Annotated in this window: 17 protein-coding genes, 1 tRNA gene and 1 pseudogene; 7 read left to right on the plus strand and 12 right to left on the minus strand. The window is 71.4% G+C overall.

Going from position 1 to position 17,670, the window contains the following annotated elements:
* Positions 1–16 precede the first annotated feature (16 nt).
* The 7 genes and pseudogenes from ACIBG6_RS36035 to ACIBG6_RS36065 all read right to left on the minus strand — a co-directional run bounded on the left by ACIBG6_RS36035 (position 17) and on the right by ACIBG6_RS36065 (position 4,264).
* The gene (locus ACIBG6_RS36035; RefSeq protein ID WP_399226962.1) at positions 17–928 is read right to left on the minus strand and encodes an MBL fold metallo-hydrolase; all 912 of its coding nucleotides are present in this window, start codon (positions 926–928) and stop codon (positions 17–19) included.
* 90 nt (positions 929–1,018) lie between these two features.
* Complete coding sequence (locus tag ACIBG6_RS36040; protein ID WP_399226963.1) at positions 1,019–1,315, minus strand: hypothetical protein; 297 nt, start codon at positions 1,313–1,315, stop codon at positions 1,019–1,021.
* Positions 1,316–1,416: 101 nt separating this feature from the next.
* Positions 1,417–1,719 (minus strand): annotated as a pseudogene (locus ACIBG6_RS36045) (DUF202 domain-containing protein); the annotation flags it as partial.
* Positions 1,720–1,820: 101 nt separating this feature from the next.
* Positions 1,821–2,216, minus strand: coding sequence for a YidH family protein (locus ACIBG6_RS36050; RefSeq protein WP_024761968.1), 396 nt, complete (start codon positions 2,214–2,216; stop codon positions 1,821–1,823).
* Positions 2,217–2,279: 63 nt separating this feature from the next.
* Positions 2,280–2,801: an NUDIX domain-containing protein gene (locus tag ACIBG6_RS36055; protein WP_399226964.1), complete on the minus strand. Its 522-nt coding sequence runs from the start codon at positions 2,799–2,801 to the stop codon at positions 2,280–2,282.
* A 27-nt stretch (positions 2,802–2,828) separates the two neighbouring features.
* Positions 2,829–3,593 (minus strand): glucose 1-dehydrogenase, encoded by a 765-nt coding sequence (locus tag ACIBG6_RS36060; RefSeq protein WP_399226965.1) that lies wholly within the window; start codon positions 3,591–3,593, stop codon positions 2,829–2,831.
* 41 nt (positions 3,594–3,634) lie between these two features.
* A complete protein-coding gene (locus ACIBG6_RS36065) occupies positions 3,635–4,264 on the minus strand; it encodes a TetR/AcrR family transcriptional regulator (protein ID WP_399226966.1) in 630 nt (209 codons plus the stop codon).
* A gap of 106 nt (positions 4,265–4,370) precedes the next feature.
* On the opposite strand from ACIBG6_RS36065, the gene ACIBG6_RS36070 reads away from it, so the two are divergent.
* Genes ACIBG6_RS36070 through ACIBG6_RS36080 form a run of 3 tightly spaced genes read left to right on the plus strand, consistent with a single transcriptional unit; the run spans position 4,371 to position 9,861 of the window.
* Positions 4,371–6,026: an FAD-binding dehydrogenase gene (locus ACIBG6_RS36070; RefSeq protein ID WP_399226967.1), complete on the plus strand. Its 1,656-nt coding sequence runs from the start codon at positions 4,371–4,373 to the stop codon at positions 6,024–6,026.
* Positions 6,027–6,058: 32 nt separating this feature from the next.
* Positions 6,059–6,475, plus strand: coding sequence for a hypothetical protein (locus tag ACIBG6_RS36075; RefSeq protein WP_399226968.1), 417 nt, complete (start codon positions 6,059–6,061; stop codon positions 6,473–6,475).
* Positions 6,472–9,861, plus strand: coding sequence for a HEAT repeat domain-containing protein (locus ACIBG6_RS36080; protein WP_399226969.1), 3,390 nt, complete (start codon positions 6,472–6,474; stop codon positions 9,859–9,861). The genes ACIBG6_RS36075 and ACIBG6_RS36080 overlap by 4 nt, the downstream gene beginning before the upstream one ends.
* On the opposite strand, the gene ACIBG6_RS36085 is transcribed toward ACIBG6_RS36080, so the two are convergent.
* The 3 genes from ACIBG6_RS36085 to ACIBG6_RS36095 are packed head-to-tail and all read right to left on the minus strand — an operon-like array spanning position 9,849 to position 12,271.
* Positions 9,849–10,280 carry an ASCH domain-containing protein gene (locus tag ACIBG6_RS36085; RefSeq protein WP_399226970.1) on the minus strand — a complete coding sequence of 144 codons (432 nt, stop codon included), beginning with the start codon at positions 10,278–10,280 and terminating at the stop codon, positions 9,849–9,851. The genes ACIBG6_RS36080 and ACIBG6_RS36085 overlap by 13 nt on opposite strands.
* Before the next feature lie 58 nt (positions 10,281–10,338).
* Positions 10,339–11,736 carry a gluconate:H+ symporter gene (locus ACIBG6_RS36090; protein ID WP_399226971.1) on the minus strand — a complete coding sequence of 466 codons (1,398 nt, stop codon included), beginning with the start codon at positions 11,734–11,736 and terminating at the stop codon, positions 10,339–10,341.
* 16 nt (positions 11,737–11,752) lie between these two features.
* Positions 11,753–12,271, minus strand: a complete 519-nt coding sequence (locus tag ACIBG6_RS36095; protein WP_399226973.1) for a gluconokinase — start codon at positions 12,269–12,271, stop codon at positions 11,753–11,755.
* Positions 12,272–12,418: 147 nt separating this feature from the next.
* Between ACIBG6_RS36095 and ACIBG6_RS36100 the strand changes: the two genes are divergently transcribed.
* The 4 genes from ACIBG6_RS36100 (at position 12,419) to ACIBG6_RS36115 (ending at position 16,593) form a co-directional block, all read left to right on the plus strand.
* On the plus strand, positions 12,419–13,120 hold the full coding sequence (locus ACIBG6_RS36100) for an FCD domain-containing protein (RefSeq protein ID WP_329624370.1): 702 nt from the start codon (positions 12,419–12,421) through the stop codon (positions 13,118–13,120).
* A gap of 175 nt (positions 13,121–13,295) precedes the next feature.
* Positions 13,296–14,756 carry an amino acid permease gene (locus tag ACIBG6_RS36105; RefSeq protein ID WP_399226974.1) on the plus strand — a complete coding sequence of 487 codons (1,461 nt, stop codon included), beginning with the start codon at positions 13,296–13,298 and terminating at the stop codon, positions 14,754–14,756.
* A gap of 122 nt (positions 14,757–14,878) precedes the next feature.
* Complete coding sequence (locus ACIBG6_RS36110) at positions 14,879–15,964, plus strand: S-(hydroxymethyl)mycothiol dehydrogenase (protein ID WP_399226975.1); 1,086 nt, start codon at positions 14,879–14,881, stop codon at positions 15,962–15,964.
* Positions 15,964–16,593, plus strand: a complete 630-nt coding sequence (locus ACIBG6_RS36115) for an MBL fold metallo-hydrolase (protein ID WP_399226976.1) — start codon at positions 15,964–15,966, stop codon at positions 16,591–16,593. Before ACIBG6_RS36110 ends, ACIBG6_RS36115 begins: the two co-directional genes overlap by 1 nt.
* On the opposite strand, the gene ACIBG6_RS36120 is transcribed toward ACIBG6_RS36115, so the two are convergent.
* Both ACIBG6_RS36120 and ACIBG6_RS36125 read right to left on the minus strand, forming a co-directional pair.
* On the minus strand, positions 16,577–17,503 hold the full coding sequence (locus ACIBG6_RS36120; RefSeq protein WP_399226977.1) for a pseudouridine synthase: 927 nt from the start codon (positions 17,501–17,503) through the stop codon (positions 16,577–16,579). The two genes, ACIBG6_RS36115 and ACIBG6_RS36120, sit on opposite strands and share 17 nt — an antisense overlap.
* 70 nt (positions 17,504–17,573) lie before the next feature.
* Positions 17,574–17,661, minus strand: a tRNA-Leu gene (locus ACIBG6_RS36125).
* Between the last annotated feature and the right edge of the window lie 9 nt (positions 17,662–17,670).

Here is a 17,670-nt window from a genome sequence, read left to right on the forward strand (position 1 = left end):
GGGGAGTCGCGCCGCGTCACGCGTGGCAGGCCACCGGCACCCCTCCGTTCATGGCCGCCATGTCGCCGAAGACCGCCGCGGGATCCAGCGGTGACCCCTCCGGCAGGCCGTCCAGCTCCGCGTACGCCCGGTGCAGGTTCGCGACGAGCCGCTCGCTCTCCTGCCACGCGGCGAACTCCCCGAGCTCCGCGCCCCGCGCCGTCTCCAGCGGCGTCATCCCCTTCGCGTACCCCTCGGCGGCCAGCTCCCGCACCCAGAGCAGGTACCGCTCCGTCGTGTCGTACGCCGAGGGGTCGGTCACCCGCCCGTGCCCCGGCACCACCGTCGGCGTGTCCAGCGAGCGCAGCAGGTCGAGCGCGCGCAGCGACCCGGCGAGCGACCCCATCGGCAGGAAGGGCGTCCCGCCGTGGAAGACGAGGTCGCCGGTGAAGACGACGCCCTGCTCCGGGAGGTGCACGATCGAGTCGCCGGTCGTGTGCGCGGGACCCGGGTGGATCACCCGCACCTCGATGTCGCCGACGTACAGCGTGAGCCGCTCGCGGTACGTGACGGACGGCGGCAGGATGTCGACCCGCCCGAAGTCGGTCTGCGGCCACAGCAGATGGAGCTGGTGCCCGGCGGCGAGCTGTTCGGTCCGGCAGTTCTCGTGGCCGACGATCCGCGCCTCCGGCCGGAACACCCCGTTGCCGTAGGTGTGGTCGCCGTGGTGGTGCGTGGTCACGATGGTCCGGGGCAGCGGCAGCCCCTCCGCGAGGACCGCCTCGCGCAGCAGCCGGGCCCGCCGTTCGGTGGCCGCGGTGTCGACGAGGAGGGACTCGCCCGCGTCGCCGAGGAAGCCGGCGTTGTTCAGGCACCAGCCGCCGTCGGGCTGGACGAAGGCGTGGACGTTCGGCGCGAGCGCGACCACGTAGGGATCGGTGGCAGACAAAGGGATTCCCCCGGCTGAGAGCTCAACTGGACAGGGGAAGAGTGCCAGTTGGCCGGGGCCGGGGGAAGTCGGGCCAGGTCGGGGGCGGTGTCAGTGGTCGTCCCAGTGGTTGCCGTGCGCGGCGTGCCGGTGCCCGTCGTGCGCGTAGTCGAGGTGGTCGCCGTGCGCGACGGCGGTGTGTCCGCAGTCCGGCCCGTGCGTGTGATCCGGGTGGGTGTGCGCGACGTGCAGGGTCGTGTCGCACTCGTCCCAGTGCCCGGCGTGCTCGCGGTGCAGGTGGCCGTTGTGGGCGTAGTCGACATGGTCTCCGTGCGTGACGGAGGTGTGCCCGCACGACGGACTGTGGGAGTGCGCGTGGGTGGCGTGTTCGTGGTGGAGGACGGTCATGGCGTGGCCTCTGTGGAGGTGGCGGCTGACCCTTCCAGGCTAGTCCCGTACGCCCCATTCCTCCCGATCCGTACGATCCGGAGCCATGGCGAGCCCCCGGGTCACCAGATCAGCGCGGCCCCGAAGACGGCCAGCGCGATCGTGCACCCCGCCGCGAGCAGCGCGCCCCGGTGGGAGAGCGGGCGCGGCCGGGCGGTGCTCAAGGAGCGGATCCGGCGGTGGGCGACGGCCAGGAAGCCGATCCAGACCAGCGCCGACAGCGCGAGCGCGGCAAGGCCGGTCGTCGTGGTGTCCTCCTGGAGGGCCAGCTTGACCGCGAGGACCCCCACGACCGTCCACGACAGCGTCGTACGCCGCCACGCGAGCCGCGTCCGCTCCGGCTGGAGCCCGGGGTCGCGGACCTCCGGGTCGGGGGCCGTCCCTTCGCCACGGGGCTCCGGGTCGGGGGCCGCCCCCTCGCCACGGGGCTCCGGGTCGGGGGCCGCCCCCTCGCCACGGGACTCCGTCACCGCCCCGTCCAGCCGAAGACCACGACCACCACCATCGCGAGCGCCACCACGGCCACCGCGAGGCTCAGCACCGCGGGGAACCGGGACGCCGGCAGGTCCTCGCCGCGCCGCATCGCCCGCTCGCAGCGCACCCAGTGGTTGACCGCCCGCAGCGCGCACAGCACGCCGGCCGCGAGCAGCGCGAGCGCGAGCCCGACCCGTACGCCCCAGCGCAGGTCCGGCAGGAACTGGTCGACGGCGAAACCGCCGCCGACCAGGGCGAGAGCGGTCCGGATCCAGGCCAGGAAGGTCCGCTCGTTGGCCAGGGAGAAGCGGTAGTCCGGCGTCTCCCCCTCGTCCCGGATTCGCTGCGGCGCGAACCACAGCCGCAGGCTCTGCACGAAATCGCTCACACGTGCACCCTAACGGCCGCGTGTTCCCCCTGCCCGGCACCCAAGGGCAGTCTTGTTACCCCGTCACCCCCTGCCGAGCGCCCGCAGCCGCTCGTACGCGGCCATGCCGTCGGGCACCCACTCCCAGGCCCCGTCGCCGAGCCGCGCGGTCAGCTCCTCGTCCGTCAGGAAGCCGTGCCAGGCGACCTCCTCCACCTGCGGGTCCACCGGCAGCTCGCACCGGACCTCGTAGACCGCCGACCACCACTTCCCGGCCACGCCCCCGGAGTCGTACAGGAACTTCAGCACCGGCTCGGGCCTCGGCAGCCCGGTGACCCCCAGCTCCTCCTCGGCCTCGCGGAGGGCGGCCTCGTCGTAGGACTCGCCCGCCCCGACGACCCCGCCGACGAACATGTCGTACTGGGAGGGGAAGAGCAGTTTGTCCGGCGTCCTGCGATGGACGAAGGTCCGGCCCTCGGCGTCCCGGACCCGGACGAAGACGCAGCGATGGATCAGGCCCCGCGCGTACACCTCACCGCGCGGGGCCCGGCCGATCACCCGGTCGTGCTCGTCGACGACATCGTGAATCTCTTCAGCGGCATGCATGACCGCCATCCAATCAGTGCTCCGTGGTCACTGCCCCATGACGTACTTGACCGTCGGACCGGTGGTCCAGCCGCCGTCCACCGCGAGCTCCGCTCCCGTCACGTACGAGGCGGCGTCCGAGAGCAGGAAGACGACCGCGCCCGCGATCTCGTCGGCCTCGCCGACCCGGCCCATCGGCGTGTTCGGGTACTTGCCCTCACCGCGCTCGATGCCGACCGAGGCCGTCATCGGGGTGTACGTCATGCCCGGGTGGACGGAGTTGACGCGGATCTTCGCCGTGCCGAGCTCCACCGCACCGATCTTCGTCAGCCCGCGCACTCCCCACTTGGAGGCGCCGTAGCCGGCGGTCAGGGCCAGGCCCATCAGGCCGGCGGCGGAGGAGATGTTGACGATCGAGCCGCCGCCCGCCTCCTTCATCGCGGGGATGGCGGCCTTCATGCCGATGAAGACGCCGGTCAGGTTGATGTCGAGGACCTTGCGGAAGTGCTCGACGGACTCCGTCTCCAGGAAGGCGCCGGTGGAGATGCCCGCGTTGTTCACCAGGCCGTGCAGCCCGCCGAACTCCGCCACGGCGTACGCGACGGCCGCCGCCCAGCCCTCCTCGGAGGTCACGTCGTGGTGGAAGAAGCGCGCCCGGTCGCCGAGCGCCTCGGCGGTCGCCTTGCCGTCCTCGTCCAGGACGTCGGTGACGACGACGTCGGCGCCGGCGGCCACGGCCTGCCGGGCGGCCTCGGCGCCCAGGCCGCGGGCGCCGCCGGTGATGAGCACGGTCTTGCCGGTGAGGTCGTTCATGAGGGGGTCCCTTCAGGGTCTTCGGATACGCGGTTACGGCTTCAGACGCTCCGGGGCTGTGCGGCCCGGAGAAGCGCGGTGGTCGTCTCGACCAGGTCGGCGAGGAAGAGCGCCTCGCCGGTGAGGGGCTCGGTGCCGTCGAGGTACTGGCGGGCCCGGTCCGCCATGGCCGCGCCCACCACGGTCAGCGCCAGGTCGAGGCGCTCCAGGAGCAGGGGCTCGGGCAGCCCGGAGGCGGCGAGCCGGTCCGCCATCCGCTCGATGAGGTGCCAGTAGACGGTGCCCTCGAGCGTGGGGTGCGGGGTGCGGGTGCGGATCCCGCTCTCATGGCTGAGCTGTGCGGAGATCCGCAGGCAGCGGCGGCCCCGGTCGGTGCGCAGCTCGCTCGCCTCGGCCGTGACGAGGGCGGCGACGAGCTCCTTCAGGTCGTCGGCGGCCGCGTCGAGCAGCGGCGCGAGCACCTGGCGGGTACGGGCCTGGCGACCGGCCATGACCGCGTCGAGGAGCCCGGCGCGCGAGCCGAAGTGGTACTGCACCGCGGAGGGGTTCGCCTGTCCGGCCAGGGCCACGACGTCCCGCAGCTGCGCGCCGTGGACGCCTTGGGCGGCGAAGAGCTCCTCCGCCGCGCGGATCAGTTTGTCCCGGGTCTCGGGTCCCGACGTTCTCGCCATACGAACATATTAATGCTCGACATTAGAAAACGGGAGTGGCGGGAAGAGGGAGACGGCACCGGCGAAACGGTTGACTCGATACATCCGTGTATCCAAGATGCGATCCATGTCCTACGACGCTGATGTGATCGTGATCGGGGCCGGCCTCGCCGGGCTCGTCGCCACCGCCGAGCTGGTCGAAGCCGGCCGCACCGTGATCCTCCTCGACCAGGAGCCCGAACAGTCCCTCGGCGGCCAGGCCCACTGGTCCTTCGGCGGTCTCTTCCTCGTCGACTCGCCCGAACAGCGCCGGATGCGCGTCAAGGACAGCCACGCCCTCGCCCTCCAGGACTGGTACGGCACCGCCGGCTTCGACCGGACCGAGGACCGGTGGCCGCGGGAATGGGCCGAGGCGTACGTGGACTTCGCCGCCGGCGAGAAGCGCTCCTGGCTCCACGCGCGCGGGGTGCGGTTCTTCCCCGTCGTCGGCTGGGCCGAGCGCGGCGGCTACGACGCCAACGGCCACGGCAACTCGGTCCCCCGCTTCCACATCACCTGGGGTACGGGCCCGGGCCTCGTCGCCCCCTTCGAGCAGCGGGTCCGCGAGGGCGTCGCCCGCGGCCTCGTCCAGCTCCGCTTCCGCCACCGCGTCACCGCCCTCGGCCGCACCGCCGGAGCCGTCGACACCGTCACCGGCGAGATCCTGGAACCCTCCACCGCCGCCCGGGGCACGGCCAGCACCCGCACGTCCACCGGCACCTTCGAGCTCCGCGCCCAGGCGGTGATCGTCACCTCGGGCGGCATCGGCGGCAACCACGACCTGGTCCGCGCACAGTGGCCCGCCCGGCTCGGCACCCCGCCCACCCGCATGCTCTCCGGCGTCCCCGCCCACGTCGACGGCCTCATGCTCGGCATCGCCGAGAAGGCCGGCGCCCACCACATCAACCGCGACCGGATGTGGCACTACACCGAGGGCATCGAGAACTGGAACCCGATCTGGGCCCGGCACGGCATCCGCGTCCTGCCCGGACCGTCCTCCCTCTGGCTGGACGCGACCGGCAAGCGCCTGCCCGTCCCCCTCTTCCCCGGCTTCGACACCCTCGGCACGCTCGAACACATCATGCGGACCGGCCACGACCACACCTGGTTCGTCCTCGACAAGCGGATCATCGGCAAGGAGTTCGCCCTCTCCGGCTCCGAACAGAACCCCGACCTGACCGGCAAGTCGATCCGCGACGTCATCGGCCGCGCCCGCGCCGACGTCCCGGGACCCGTCCAGGCCTTCATGGACAAGGGCGCCGACTTCGTCGTCGAGAACGACCTCTCCGCCCTCGTCCGCGGCATGAACGCGCTCACCGACGAACCGCTCATCGACGAGGACGCCCTCCGCCGCGAGATCACCGCCCGCGACCGCGAGATCGCCAACCCCTTCACCAAGGACCTCCAGGTCACGGCGATCCGCGGCGCCCGCAAGTACCTGGGCGACAAGCTCATCCGCACGGCCGCCCCGCACCGCATCCTCGACCCCAAGGCCGGCCCGCTGATCGCCGTCCGCCTCAACATCCTCACCCGCAAGTCCCTCGGCGGCCTGGAGACGGACCTCTCCTCCCGCGTCCTCACGGAGAGCGGCGAGCCCCTGGAGGGCGTGTACGCGGCGGGCGAGGCCGCCGGCTTCGGCGGCGGCGGAGTCCACGGCTACCGCTCCCTCGAAGGCACGTTCCTCGGCGGCTGCATCTTCTCGGGCAGGGCGGCGGGAAGGGCGGCGGCACGAGCGGTCGGCTGACGACGGGCCCGCCGCCGGGGCAAGATGACAGGGTGACAAAAAGCGTACTGCTCACGGCCGTTGGCGCGATCCTGGCCCTCGGAGGCCTGGCGGCCTTCCTCGTCCTCCAGGGCCTGGACGCGGCCGACAAGTGGAGCAGCGTCCTCAGCCTGTTCTTCACGGTGGCGGGCTTTGCCCTGGCCCTCGGCGGCTTCGCCACCCGGGGCGCCGCCCAGACGGCGGACCACGCCGTCACCGGCGGCTCGCTGCACCAGATCCGGAACGTCACGGGTGACGTGGTCATCACGGCGGGAGGCGGTACGGGGAGCGCCCCGGCCGCCACCCCACCGGCGGAGGGTCAGGGCGGCGGAACGCAGTCCGCCCACGGGACCCGTACGGCGGGGGACGTGCACCAGATCGACGGGGTGGACGGCTCGCTACGCATCGAGCCGCCGAGGCCGACGCCGTGAGGCGGTTCTTCAGCCGCTGGAAGACAGCTCGGCCGGCCACCCAGTCGGCGGCGGGAGCAACGACCCAGGGCCCCATCACCCTCGTCCAAGGCGTCCAAGGAGACGTCACGGTCGTCGCCGCACACGAGCCGGCTCCGGCGGGGGCGCCGGAGATCGAGACGGCCCGAGCGCAGTACGCCACCCGCGTACGCCAGCGCTACGGCCGCCTGGACCTCGAAGTCCTCACCCCGCTCCGGGAACAGGGCGATCACCCCGTCGTCCACCTCCGCGACGTCTTCGTCCCCCAGTCCGTACGGGCCGACCCGCCGCCCGTCGAGCTGCCGCAGGAACTCCTACGCCGTCTGATGGACCCGGCCGAGGCGGAGCTCCTGGACCTGCCGCCCGGCATCGACCGGGAGACGGTCGAACGCGTCCGCCGCGCCTACCGGGAGCGCCCGCCGCAGGACGTCCTCGACGTGCTGACCGCCCCCGAACACGACCGCGTCGTCATCCTCGGCCACCCGGGCGCGGGCAAATCGACCCTGGCCCGCTACCTGACACTGGCCCTCACGGCCCCCGAACCGCAACCGGGAGTCGAAGCTCTGCACGGCCGCCTCCCGCTGATCGTCGAACTCCGCGGCTACGCGCAGGCCGCCTGGCGCGACCGGAGCTTCGAGGACTTCCTCGCCCACCAGCACGCGACGGAAGGCCTGGGCCTCCCACCGGAGATGCTGCCCGCGTTCCTCGACGGCGAAGGCCCGTACAGCTCGCTCGTGATCTTCGACGGCCTCGACGAGCTCTTCGAGCGGGGCGTCAGGGACGCGGTCGCCCGCCGCATCGCCGGCTTCGCCGCCCGCCATCCCCGGACCCGGATCGTCGTCACCTCACGTGAGTACGGCTACCAGCGCACGGTCCTCGACGGCGCGGGCTTCACCAACTTCATGCTCCAGGACCTCGACAGGGAGCAGATCGGCGCCTTCGCGGAGCAGTGGTTCGCCCTCGCGCACCCCGAAGACCCCGGCCAGGCCCGGAAACTGACCGAACGCGTCACCGCGGCAGTGGACGCCTCCCCCTCCGTCCGCGAACTCGCGGGCAACCCCCTGATCCTCACGATCCTCGCGATCATCGGCCGCCGCCGCGAACTCCCGCGCGACCGGCGCACGGTGTACGAGCACGCGGTCGACGTCCTGGTCGAGCACTGGGACCCGAGCAAGTACCTCAAGGACCGTCAGGTCGAGGAACACCTCCCGTATCTGGCCGCCGAGGACAAACGCGAACTGCTGCGCCTCGTCGCCCGCCGGATGCAGGAGGGCCACGGAGGGATCTCCGGCAACCACATCGCGGGCCCCGACCTCCTCAAGAGCTTCGAGGAGTACCTCAACGACCGCTACGCCCTTCCCCCGGACCGCGCGGCCACCGCGGCGCGCGTGATGCTGGACCAGTTCCGCCACCGGAACTTCATCCTGAGCCGCTTCGGCGGCGAGATCTACGGCTTCGTCCACCGCACGTTCCTGGAGTACCTCACGGCGACGGACCTGGCCCACCGCTTCAACCACCAGCGGGCCCTGTCGGAGGAGGACCTCCAGAACCTCTTCGCGACGAAGGTCCACGACCCGACGTGGCACGAGATCCTGCTCCTGCTCGTGGGCTCCCTCGACGAACGCTTCGTGGCGGGCGTACTCGACCGGCTGCTGGCCCCGCGCCCGATCCGTGCCCCTCTGCAACAGCGGGGAGACAAGGCCTTCGCCGAGGTCGCCTTCGTGGCCCGTTCCCTGGCCGAAGTCCGCCGGCTCGGGACGCTCGCACCCCAGAGCAGGGCGATGGTGCGGGAGGTGATCCGGCTGTTCACCCTCACCGAGGTGCTGGGCACGACCTCGTTCTTCCCCTGTCGGAACATGGCGTCCCTCGGGCCGTCCTTCGCCGCCCTGGGGCGACGCTGGGAAGGACGCGACACGTACCTGGAGTGGCAACGGGAATGGCACGACCGCAGGAAGACGCGAAACCCTTGGTACCTCCCCGTCAACAGCGCGGAGCACCTGGCGGTGGACATCATGCTCTTCCTGTGCGGCGACGAGGGTGTGTCCCGGACCGAAGCCCTCGTGGACCTGGCGACCGGACACCCGCGACCGGTCGTGAGGCTCGCCGCGGTACGTCACCTCCGGAGCCGTCCCGGCGACGACCCGGCCGTGCGGGAATGCGTGCGGAGTCGTCTGCGGGACGAGGAGAGCCCCGCCGTACGGAGAGAGATCCTGGAGGACCTGCGGCACACCCCGCGCGGCGACGCGGAGACGACGACCCGCCTCGCCCTGGACCGGCTCGCCCACGACGACAGCGCCGACGTGCGCGCCGCCGCCGTCGACTGCCTTCCCCACCAACGCCTGGACGACCGCGAGGTCCGGACGGCGCTCGACGCGGCCCTCAGGGACCCGGATCCGGTCGTCCGGTCCCGGACGGTCCACTGGCTCGTCGGCAACCGGGAGGACCCGGCCGCGGCGAGAGCGGCCCTGAGGACGGCTCTGGGCGACGAGGATCCCGGACTGCGGTCAACGGCCCTGGACGCGCTGGAAGAGAGCGCGGGGGACGATCCAGAGGTCCGGGACCTGCTCTTCGACAGCGTGCGGAACGACGAGGACCCGCAGGTGACGCAGGCCGGGGTGCGTGCCCTGCGGTACGTCGGGGCGGACGATCCGCTCGTCCGTGCGTTGCTCCACGACTTCTGTGGGCACGAGGAGCCGCAGGTGCGCACGGCCGCACTGCGGTGTCTCGCGGACCGGGCGGACCGCGGCGGTATGGACAGGGAGTCGTTCGACCTCGTCGTCGAGCGGATGCGGAACGACGAGCACAAGGACGTCCGGGCCGCTGCCGTGGGAGCGCTCGGACGGCGCGAGAGGATCAGCGAGCCGGGCGTGCGGGACCTGCTCCTGGAGCGTGTCGCAGGCGACCCGAGCATCGACGTCCAGATCTACGCCCTCCAGTACCTCTCCGACATCCCGAACGACGAGGCGCGGGACGCTCTTCTCCACCGAGCGGAACACGAGGGAGACGAGTTCATCAGATGGACGGCGTGCCAGCTGCTGATGGCCGCGTACAGCGACGATCCGGAGGCGGTACGGCACGTTCTCGGACGAGCCGCCGACGACGACCACGCGCGGGTGAGGGGCGGCGCCCTCCGTGAACTCGGCAGGCGCCGCGGCGACAGGCCCGAGGTGCTGGACCTGGCCCGGGACCACCTCGCACACGACCCGGATCCGGAGGTCCGGCGCGACGCCCTGCGGATCCTCGCCGACGTCCGGCGCGACGACCCCGAGTTCCTCGCCCTGCTCAGGCGCCAGGCCGAGACGGCGACGGCCTACGGCCACGTGTTCGCCGAGCGCCTCCTCGCCGTACTCGACCCTCACCCCACCTGAAGCCGCTCCACCACCCGGAACCGCTCCGCCACCACCATCGTCCCGTCGTCGACCACGAACCCCGGGTCCCCCAACCCCTCGCGCATCTCCGCGCTGTGCCAGAAGTCCTCGTGGGCCGACCGCCACGCCGCCACCGACAGGTACCCCTCGCCCTCGTCGAGCGCGTGCTGCAGGTCGACCTCGCCCAGTGGCAGGACCCGGACCTCCGTCACCTCCACGACCGCGACCTCGCGGCCGTCCGAGTCGATGAGCGCCGAGCGCTCGCCCACCTCGGGCAGTTCCTCGTTCTCGACCTGCCACTCCACGAGGAGGCCCGTGGTGGAGACCTTCTCGCCGGCGAGCACCGCCGCGACGAGCTGGTCCCGAAGGGATCCGGGAAAGGCGAGCAGGAAGGGCTTGAGCGCGTGAGGGCCGGTCATGGCCGACAGTCTGTCAGCCACGACCGGCCCTCGCCGTCGCATTCGCCCGAGGCCGGGGCTACAACACCAGCGACAGCAGCAGCACGAAGACGATGCCCACGACCGAGATGATCGTCTCCATCACCGACCAGGTCTTGATCGTCTGGCCGACGTTCATCCCGAAGTACTCCTTCACCAGCCAGAACCCGGCGTCGTTGACGTGGCTGAAGAAGAGCGACCCCGCACCGATCGCCAGCACGAGCAGCGCCGTCTCGCTCGTCCCCATGCCCGCCGCCAGCGGAGCCACGAGCCCCGCCGCCGAGATCGTCGCCACCGTCGCGGACCCGGTCGCGAGCCGGATCGCGACCGCGATCAGCCAGGCGAGCAGCAGGGCCGGGATGGACCAGTTCTCGGAGAACTCGAGGATCATCTGGCCGACGCCGATGTCGATCAGGGTCTGCTTGAAGCCGCCGCCCGCGCCGACGATCAGCAGCACGCCCGCGATCGGGGCGAGCGACTTCTCGACGGTCGAGGAGATCCGCTCCTTGGTGAAGCCGGCCGCCCGGCCCAGCGTGAACATGCCGACTATGACGGCGGCGAGCAGCGCGATCAGCGGCGAGCCGATGACGTCGGTGACCTTCTGGACACCGTTCTCCGGGTCGTCGACGACGATGTCGACGAGCGCCTTGACCAGCATCAGGACGACGGGCAGCAGGATGGTCGCCACGGTGGCGCCGAAGCCGGGACGCTTCTCCAGGTCCTCGGAGGGACGGACCGGCACCATGTTCTCGGGGACCGGGATGTCCACCCAGCGCGCGGCGTACCGGGAGAACACGGGACCGGCGATGATCACGGTCGGGATGGCGACGACGAGACCGAGCGCGAGCGTGACGCCCAGGTTGGCGCCGAGCGCGTCGATCGCGACGAGCGGCCCGGGGTGCGGCGGGATGAGCCCGTGCATCACGGAGAGGCCGGCGAGGGCCGGGATGCCGATCCGCATCAGGGAGTAGTTGCCGCGCTTGGCGACGAGCAGCACGACCGGGATCAGCAGCACGATGCCGACCTCGAAGAAGAGCGGCAGGCCGATCACGGAGGCGATGAGGACCATCGCCCAGGGCATCGCCCGGCCGCTCGCCTTGGCCAGGATCGTGTCGACGATCTGGTCGGCGCCGCCCGAGTCGGCGAGCAGCTTGCCGAGGATCGCGCCGAGGGCGATCAGCACGCCGACACCGGCGACGGTGGCGCCGAGGCCGGCGGTGAAGGACTTGATGGTGGCGGCGAGCGGCGCACCGGCGAACGCGCCGAGCGCGAGCGACCCGATGGTCAGCGCCAGGAACGCGTGCAGCTTGAACTTGGTGATGAGCAGGACGATGAGAGCGATGCCGGCGAGCACGGCGATACCGAGCTGGGCGTTGCCTGCCGAGGTGATGGGTTCGGCGGCATCCGCTGCCAGGATCTCGACGCTGAGACTGGTCACGGGGGTCCTCGGGGAGTCAGTGGGTGAGCCGGCGCAGTGCGACGACGGCCCGGGCGGCGATTTCTTCGGGGGTGCCGGTGACGTCGACGGCGACGCCGGCCTCGTCCTCCTGCAACGGCTGCAGGGTGGCGAACTGGGAGTCGAGGAGCGCCGTCGGCATGAAGTGGCCCTCGCGGGCGCCCATGCGCCGCTCGATGAGCTCCCGGTCTCCGGTCAGATGGAGGAAGACCACGCCCGGGGCCGCGGCGCGCAGCCGGTCCCGGTAGACCCGCTTCAGCGCGGAGCTGCTCACCACACCGCCGAGCCCGGCGCGGCCGTGCGCCCACGCCCCGATGGCGTCGAGCCACGGCTCCCGGTCGGAGTCGTCGAGGGGGACGCCGGCCGACATCTTGGCCACGTTCGCCGCCGGATGGAAGTCGTCGCCCTCCGCGTAGGGGAGGGCGAGCGCCTCGGCGACCAGCGGGCCGATCGTGGTCTTGCCGGTTCCGGCTACGCCCATCACGACGACTACCGGGAGGTGGGGGGTGGTGCTCATGGGTGGTGCCTCGCTGTCTTCTTCGACATCGATCCGTCGCGCCCATGAAACCCATTGGGTACGACGTATTCAAGAGCCTGTGACGTAAAAGTAGTACTTTTAATTCCCGAGGTGATCATCCGTGCGCGCCCGCATAGGCTTGCGACCATGACGACACCGGCCCAGGGGCTTCATTCGCACGTCCTCGCCACCCTGGGTCTCGCGATCACCGCGGGGGAGTACCCGCCGGGCACCGTGCTGCGCACCGACGAGCTCGCCCAGCGCTTCGACGTCTCCCGGACCGTGGTCCGCGAGGTCGTGCGCGTCCTGGAGTCCATGCACCTCGTCGAGTCCCGCCGCCGCGTCGGCGTGACCGTCCTCCCCACCGCGAGCTGGAACGTGTACGACCCCCAGGTCATCCGCTGGCGGCTCGCCGGCGCCGACCGGCCCCGTCAGCTCCGCTCCCTCACCGTGCTGCGCTCGGCCGTCGAACCCGTCGCCGCGGGCCTCGCCGCCCTGCACGCCACCCCCGAGCAGTGCCGAGAACTCACCGAGCAGGCCCTCGGCATGGTCGCCACCTCGCGCGGCCGCCGCCTGGAGGAGTACCTCGTCCACGACATCGCCTTCCACCGAGTCGTCCTCAACGCCTCGGGGAACGAGATGTTCGCCCGCCTCGGCGACGTCGTCGCCGAGGTCCTCACCGGCCGCACCCACCACCACGTGATGTTCGAGGATCCCGACCCGGCCGCCGTCACCCTCCACGTCCAGGTCGCCGAGGCGGTACGGGAACGGGACGCGACCCGCGCCGAGGAGCTCACCCGCCAGATCGCGGTCGGCGCCCTCCAGGAACTCGACGTCCTCGCCCCGTAGGGGCGCAAAGTCCGCCGTCAAGCTCTGAACTAGCTCAAATATGGGCGTTCAGTGACATGCGCCACAGTCACCAGGCGCTTCTTGCCGTGAGGATGTGCGCTGGCCGTGCCGGGGAGACCCCCACGAGGCACGGCCGGGTACCGCACGACCCCCCCTCACGAAGGCGAACAACTCCATGAGTGACCGCGTCACCGCGGCCGAGCCGCTGTCCGCCGCTCCGGCGAGCCCGGCCGCCACCCCCCACGTCGACGCAGGCGACGCCGGATACCGCAAGGACCTCAAGTCCCGGCACATCAACATGATCGCCATCGGCGGCGCCATCGGCACCGGCCTCTTCCTGGGCGCCGGCGGCCGGATGTCCCAGGCGGGCCCCTCCCTCTTCATCGCCTACGCCGTCTGCGGCGTCTTCGCCTTCTTCGTGGTGCGGGCCCTCGGCGAGCTGGTCCTCTACCGCCCCTCGTCCGGCGCCTTCGTCTCCTACGCCCGTGAGTTCATGGGCGAGAAGGGCGCCTACACGGCCGGCTGGCTGTACTTCCTCAACTGGTCGACCACCGCCGTCGCCGACATCACCGCGGCCGCGACCTACGCCCACTTCTGGGCGATGTTCAGCGACGTCCCCCAGTGGGTCCTCGCCCTGATCGCGCTCGCGGTCGTCCTCGCCGCCAACCTCATCTCCGTGAAGTACTTCGGCGAGATGGAGTTCTGGTTCGCGATCATCAAGGTCGGCGCCCTCGTCGCCTTCATGCTGATCGGCATCTACCTCGTCGTGACCTCGCACGAGGTCGGCGGCCACACCCCGGGCCTCGGCAACATCACCGACAACGGCGGCATCTTCCCCAACGGCATGATGCCGATGCTGCTGCTCATCCAGGGCGTCGTCTTCGCCTACGCCTCCGTCGAGCTGTGCGGCGTCGCCGCGGGCGAGACCGAGAACCCCGAGAAGATCATGCCGAAGGCGATCAACTCGATCATGTGGCGCGTGGGCCTCTTCTACGTCGGCTCCGTCGTCCTGCTCGCGCTGATCCTCCCGTACACCGCGTACTCCGGCGACCAGAGCCCCTTCGTCACCGTCTTCGACAAGCTGGGCATCCCCGGCGCCGCGGGCGTCATGAACCTCGTCGTCCTCACCGCCGCCCTCTCCAGCCTCAACTCGGGCCTCTACTCCACCGGCCGCATCCTGCGCTCCATGTCGCTGTCCGGCTCCGCGCCCAAGTTCACCGGCGTCATGAACAAGGGCGGCGTCCCCTACGGCGGCATCCTGCTCACCGCGGCCTTCGGCGTCATGGGTGTCGCGCTCAACTACGTGATGCCCGGCGAGGCCTTCGAGCTGGTCCTCAACTTCGCCTCGATCGGCATCATCGGCACCTGGGCCATGATCATGGTCTGCTCGCTGCTCTTCTGGCGCAGCGCCCAGCAGGGCAAGCTGACCCGCCCCGGCTACAACCTCCCCTGGGCCCCGTACACCCAGATCGTGACCCTGGGCTTCCTCGCCTCCGTCCTTGTCCTGATGTGGATGGACGAGGGCATCAGCCGGACCACCGTGAACTGCCTGCCGCTCATCGCGGCCGCGCTCGTCGGCGGCTGGTTCCTGGTCCGCCGCCGGGTCCGTACGACCGCCGCGACGACCCAGGACTGACCTCCCCCCACGGGAACGGGCGAGTCCCCCGCAGGCACCGCCTGCGGGGGACTCGCCTTTTGTCAGGAGATAGTGGTACGCAAGAGCCTTACAAGATCCGGTCGGAGGAAGGGAAGTTCGCGATGCCGCAGCACGTCCAGGGGGTCATCGCCCCCGGCAGGAACGAACCGGTACGGGTCGAGACGATCGTGATCCCCGATCCCGGCCCCGGCGAGGCCGTCGTGAAGATCCAGGCGTGCGGTGTCTGCCACACCGATCTGCACTACAAGCAGGGCGCCATCAACGACGAGTTCCCCTTCCTCCTCGGCCACGAGGCCGCCGGAATCGTCGAGTCGGTCGGCGAGGGCGTCACCGACGTCGAGCCCGGCGACTACGTGATCCTCAACTGGCGCGCGGTGTGCGGCCAGTGCCGCGCCTGCCGGCGAGGCCGCCCCTGGTACTGCTTCGCCACCCACAACGCCAAGCAGAAGATGACCCTGCTCGACGGCACGGAGCTCTCCCCGGCCCTCGGCATCGGCGCCTTCGCCGAGAAGACCCTCGTCGCCTCGGGCCAGTGCACCAAGGTCGACCCCGCCGTCGCCCCCGAGGTCGCGGGCCTCCTCGGCTGCGGCGTCATGGCCGGCATCGGCGCCGCCATCAACACGGGGAACGTCGGCCGCGGCGACACCGTCGCCGTCATCGGCTGCGGCGGCGTCGGCGACGCGGCGATCGTCGGCTCACGCCTCGCCGGAGCCGCGAAGATCATCGCCGTCGACATCGACGACCGGAAGCTGGAGACGGCCAAGGGGATGGGCGCCACCCACACCGTCAACTCCCGCTCCACCGACGCCGTCGAGGCGATCCGCGAGCTCACCGGCGGCTTCGGCGCCGACGTCGTCATCGAGGCCGTCGGCCACCCCGAGACGTACAAGCAGGCCTTCTACGCCCGCGACCTCGCCGGCACCGTCGTCCTCGTCGGCGTCCCCACCCCGGAGATGACGCTCGAACTGCCCCTCCTCGACGTCTTCGGCCGCGGCGGCGCCCTCAAGTCCTCCTGGTACGGGGACTGTCTGCCCTCCCGCGACTTCCCGATGCTGATCGACCTGCACCAGCAGGGCCGTATCGATCTCGCCGCCTTCGTCACCGAGACCATCGGCCTCGGCGACGTCGAGAAGGCCTTCGCCCGCATGCACGAGGGCGACGTCCTCCGCTCGGTGGTGGTGCTGTGATGAGCGCCCGCATCGACCACCTCGTCACCTCCGGCACCTTCCGCCTCGACGGCGGCACCTGGGACGTCGACAACAATGTCTGGATCGTCGGCGACGACACCGAGGCCATCGTCATCGACGCCGCCCATGACGCCGAGGCGATCCTCGCCGCCCTCGACGGCCGCGCCCTGCGCGCCATCGTCTGCACCCACGCCCACAACGACCACGTGGACGCGGCCCCGGCGCTCGCGGCCGCCACCGGCGCCCGCATCCTGCTCCACCCCGCCGACCAGCCGCTGTGGAAGCAGACCCACCCGGATCACACCCCGGACGGCGAACTGGCCGACGGCCAGGTCCTCACCATCGCCGGCACCGACCTCGTGGTCCTGCACACCCCGGGCCACGCGCCGGGAGCGGTCTCCCTGTACGCCCCCGACCTGGGCACGGTCTTCACGGGGGACACCCTCTTCCAGGGCGGCCCCGGCGCGACGGGCCGGTCCTTCTCGGACTTCCCGACGATCGTCGACTCGATCCGCGAGAAGCTCCTCACCCTGCCGCCGGAGACGGTGGTACGGACCGGCCACGGCGACCCGACGACGATCGGCGCCGAGGCCCCGCACCTCCAGGAATGGATCAACCGGGGCCACTGAGAGCCAGCCGGCTCTCGAAAGACCTCGCCACGCCCGTGAACGGGTCGGTGAACTCCAGCGTCCGCGCCAGCAGTTGAAGCGGCCGCGAGAAGTCCTCCGACCCGTCCTCGCGTACGACCGGATAGACCGGATCGTGCAGGATCGGCAGCCCCAGCGCGTTCATGTGCACCCGCAGCTGATGTGTCCGCCCGGTGACGGGCACGAGCCGGTACCACCCGAGCCCTCCGGCGCTCCGGAGGAGCTCGATCCGGCTCTCGCTGTTCGGCTCGCCCGGCACCTCCCGGGCGGCCATCACCCCGCGCTCCTTCTCGATCCGGCTCCGCACGGTCACCGGCAGCTCCACCGCCGGGTCGTGCGGCGCCACCGCCTCGTACTCCTTGTGGACGAGCCGGTCCCGGAACAGCGTCTGGTACGCGCCCCGGTCCTCCTCCCGTACGACGAACAGCACGAGCCCCGCCGTCAGTCGGTCCAGCCGGTGCGCGGGCTGGAGGCGCGGCAGCCCGAGCTCCCGCCGCAGCCGGGCCATCGCGGTCTCCGTGACGTGCCGTCCCCGGGGCATGGTCGCCAGGAAGTGCGGCTTGTCCACGACCAGGATCCGCTCGTCCCGGTGGACGATCCCGATGTCGAAGGGGACCGGCACCTCGGCGGGGAAGTCCCGGTGGAACCACAGGTACCGCCCCACGGTGTACGGCTCGTCCCCGGTCACCGGTCCGTCGACCCCGACGAACCGTCCCTGCCGCAGCATCTCCTCGACCCGCTCGGGCCCCACGGCCGACGCGTATCGGTCGAGCAGATGCTCCCGTACGGTCGCCCACTCCCCGCCGGGATCCTCCGGCAGCCTCACCCGCACGGGATCGATCCCGTCCCGCTGGGGGAGCGGCGCGGCCGGCGCCTTCGCTCTCCGTCTCACCGCTCCGCCTCGTGCCGCGCGTACCCACGCAAGAAGTCCCGGTCGAGATGATCTCGACCGGGACTCCGTGTGGTGTCCGAGGGGGGACTTGAACCCCCACGCCCGATAAAGGGCACTAGCACCTCAAGCTAGCGCGTCTGCCATTCCGCCACCCGGACAAGGTGTCT

Source organism: Streptomyces sp. NPDC050842 (genome assembly GCF_044456565.1).
Taxonomy (GTDB): Bacteria; Actinomycetota; Actinomycetes; order Streptomycetales; family Streptomycetaceae; genus Streptomyces.

Excerpts from the sequence above, each read along its gene's own strand:
- ACIBG6_RS36065 (WP_399226966.1), bottom strand. The coding sequence starts at position 4,264 with ATGGCGAGAACGTCGGGACCCGAGACCCGGGACAAACTGATCCGCGCG.
- ACIBG6_RS36070 (WP_399226967.1), top strand. The coding sequence starts at position 4,371 with ATGTCCTACGACGCTGATGTGATCGTGATCGGGGCCGGCCTCGCCGGG.
- ACIBG6_RS36100 (WP_329624370.1), top strand. The coding sequence starts at position 12,419 with ATGACGACACCGGCCCAGGGGCTTCATTCGCACGTCCTCGCCACCCTG.
- ACIBG6_RS36095 (WP_399226973.1), bottom strand. The coding sequence starts at position 12,271 with ATGAGCACCACCCCCCACCTCCCGGTAGTCGTCGTGATGGGCGTAGCC.
- ACIBG6_RS36040 (WP_399226963.1), bottom strand. The coding sequence starts at position 1,315 with ATGACCGTCCTCCACCACGAACACGCCACCCACGCGCACTCCCACAGT.
- ACIBG6_RS36115 (WP_399226976.1), top strand. The coding sequence starts at position 15,964 with ATGAGCGCCCGCATCGACCACCTCGTCACCTCCGGCACCTTCCGCCTC.
- ACIBG6_RS36055 (WP_399226964.1), bottom strand. The coding sequence starts at position 2,801 with ATGCATGCCGCTGAAGAGATTCACGATGTCGTCGACGAGCACGACCGG.
- ACIBG6_RS36105 (WP_399226974.1), top strand. The coding sequence starts at position 13,296 with ATGAGTGACCGCGTCACCGCGGCCGAGCCGCTGTCCGCCGCTCCGGCG.
- ACIBG6_RS36085 (WP_399226970.1), bottom strand. The coding sequence starts at position 10,280 with ATGACCGGCCCTCACGCGCTCAAGCCCTTCCTGCTCGCCTTTCCCGGA.
- ACIBG6_RS36060 (WP_399226965.1), bottom strand. The coding sequence starts at position 3,593 with ATGAACGACCTCACCGGCAAGACCGTGCTCATCACCGGCGGCGCCCGC.
- ACIBG6_RS36110 (WP_399226975.1), top strand. The coding sequence starts at position 14,879 with ATGCCGCAGCACGTCCAGGGGGTCATCGCCCCCGGCAGGAACGAACCG.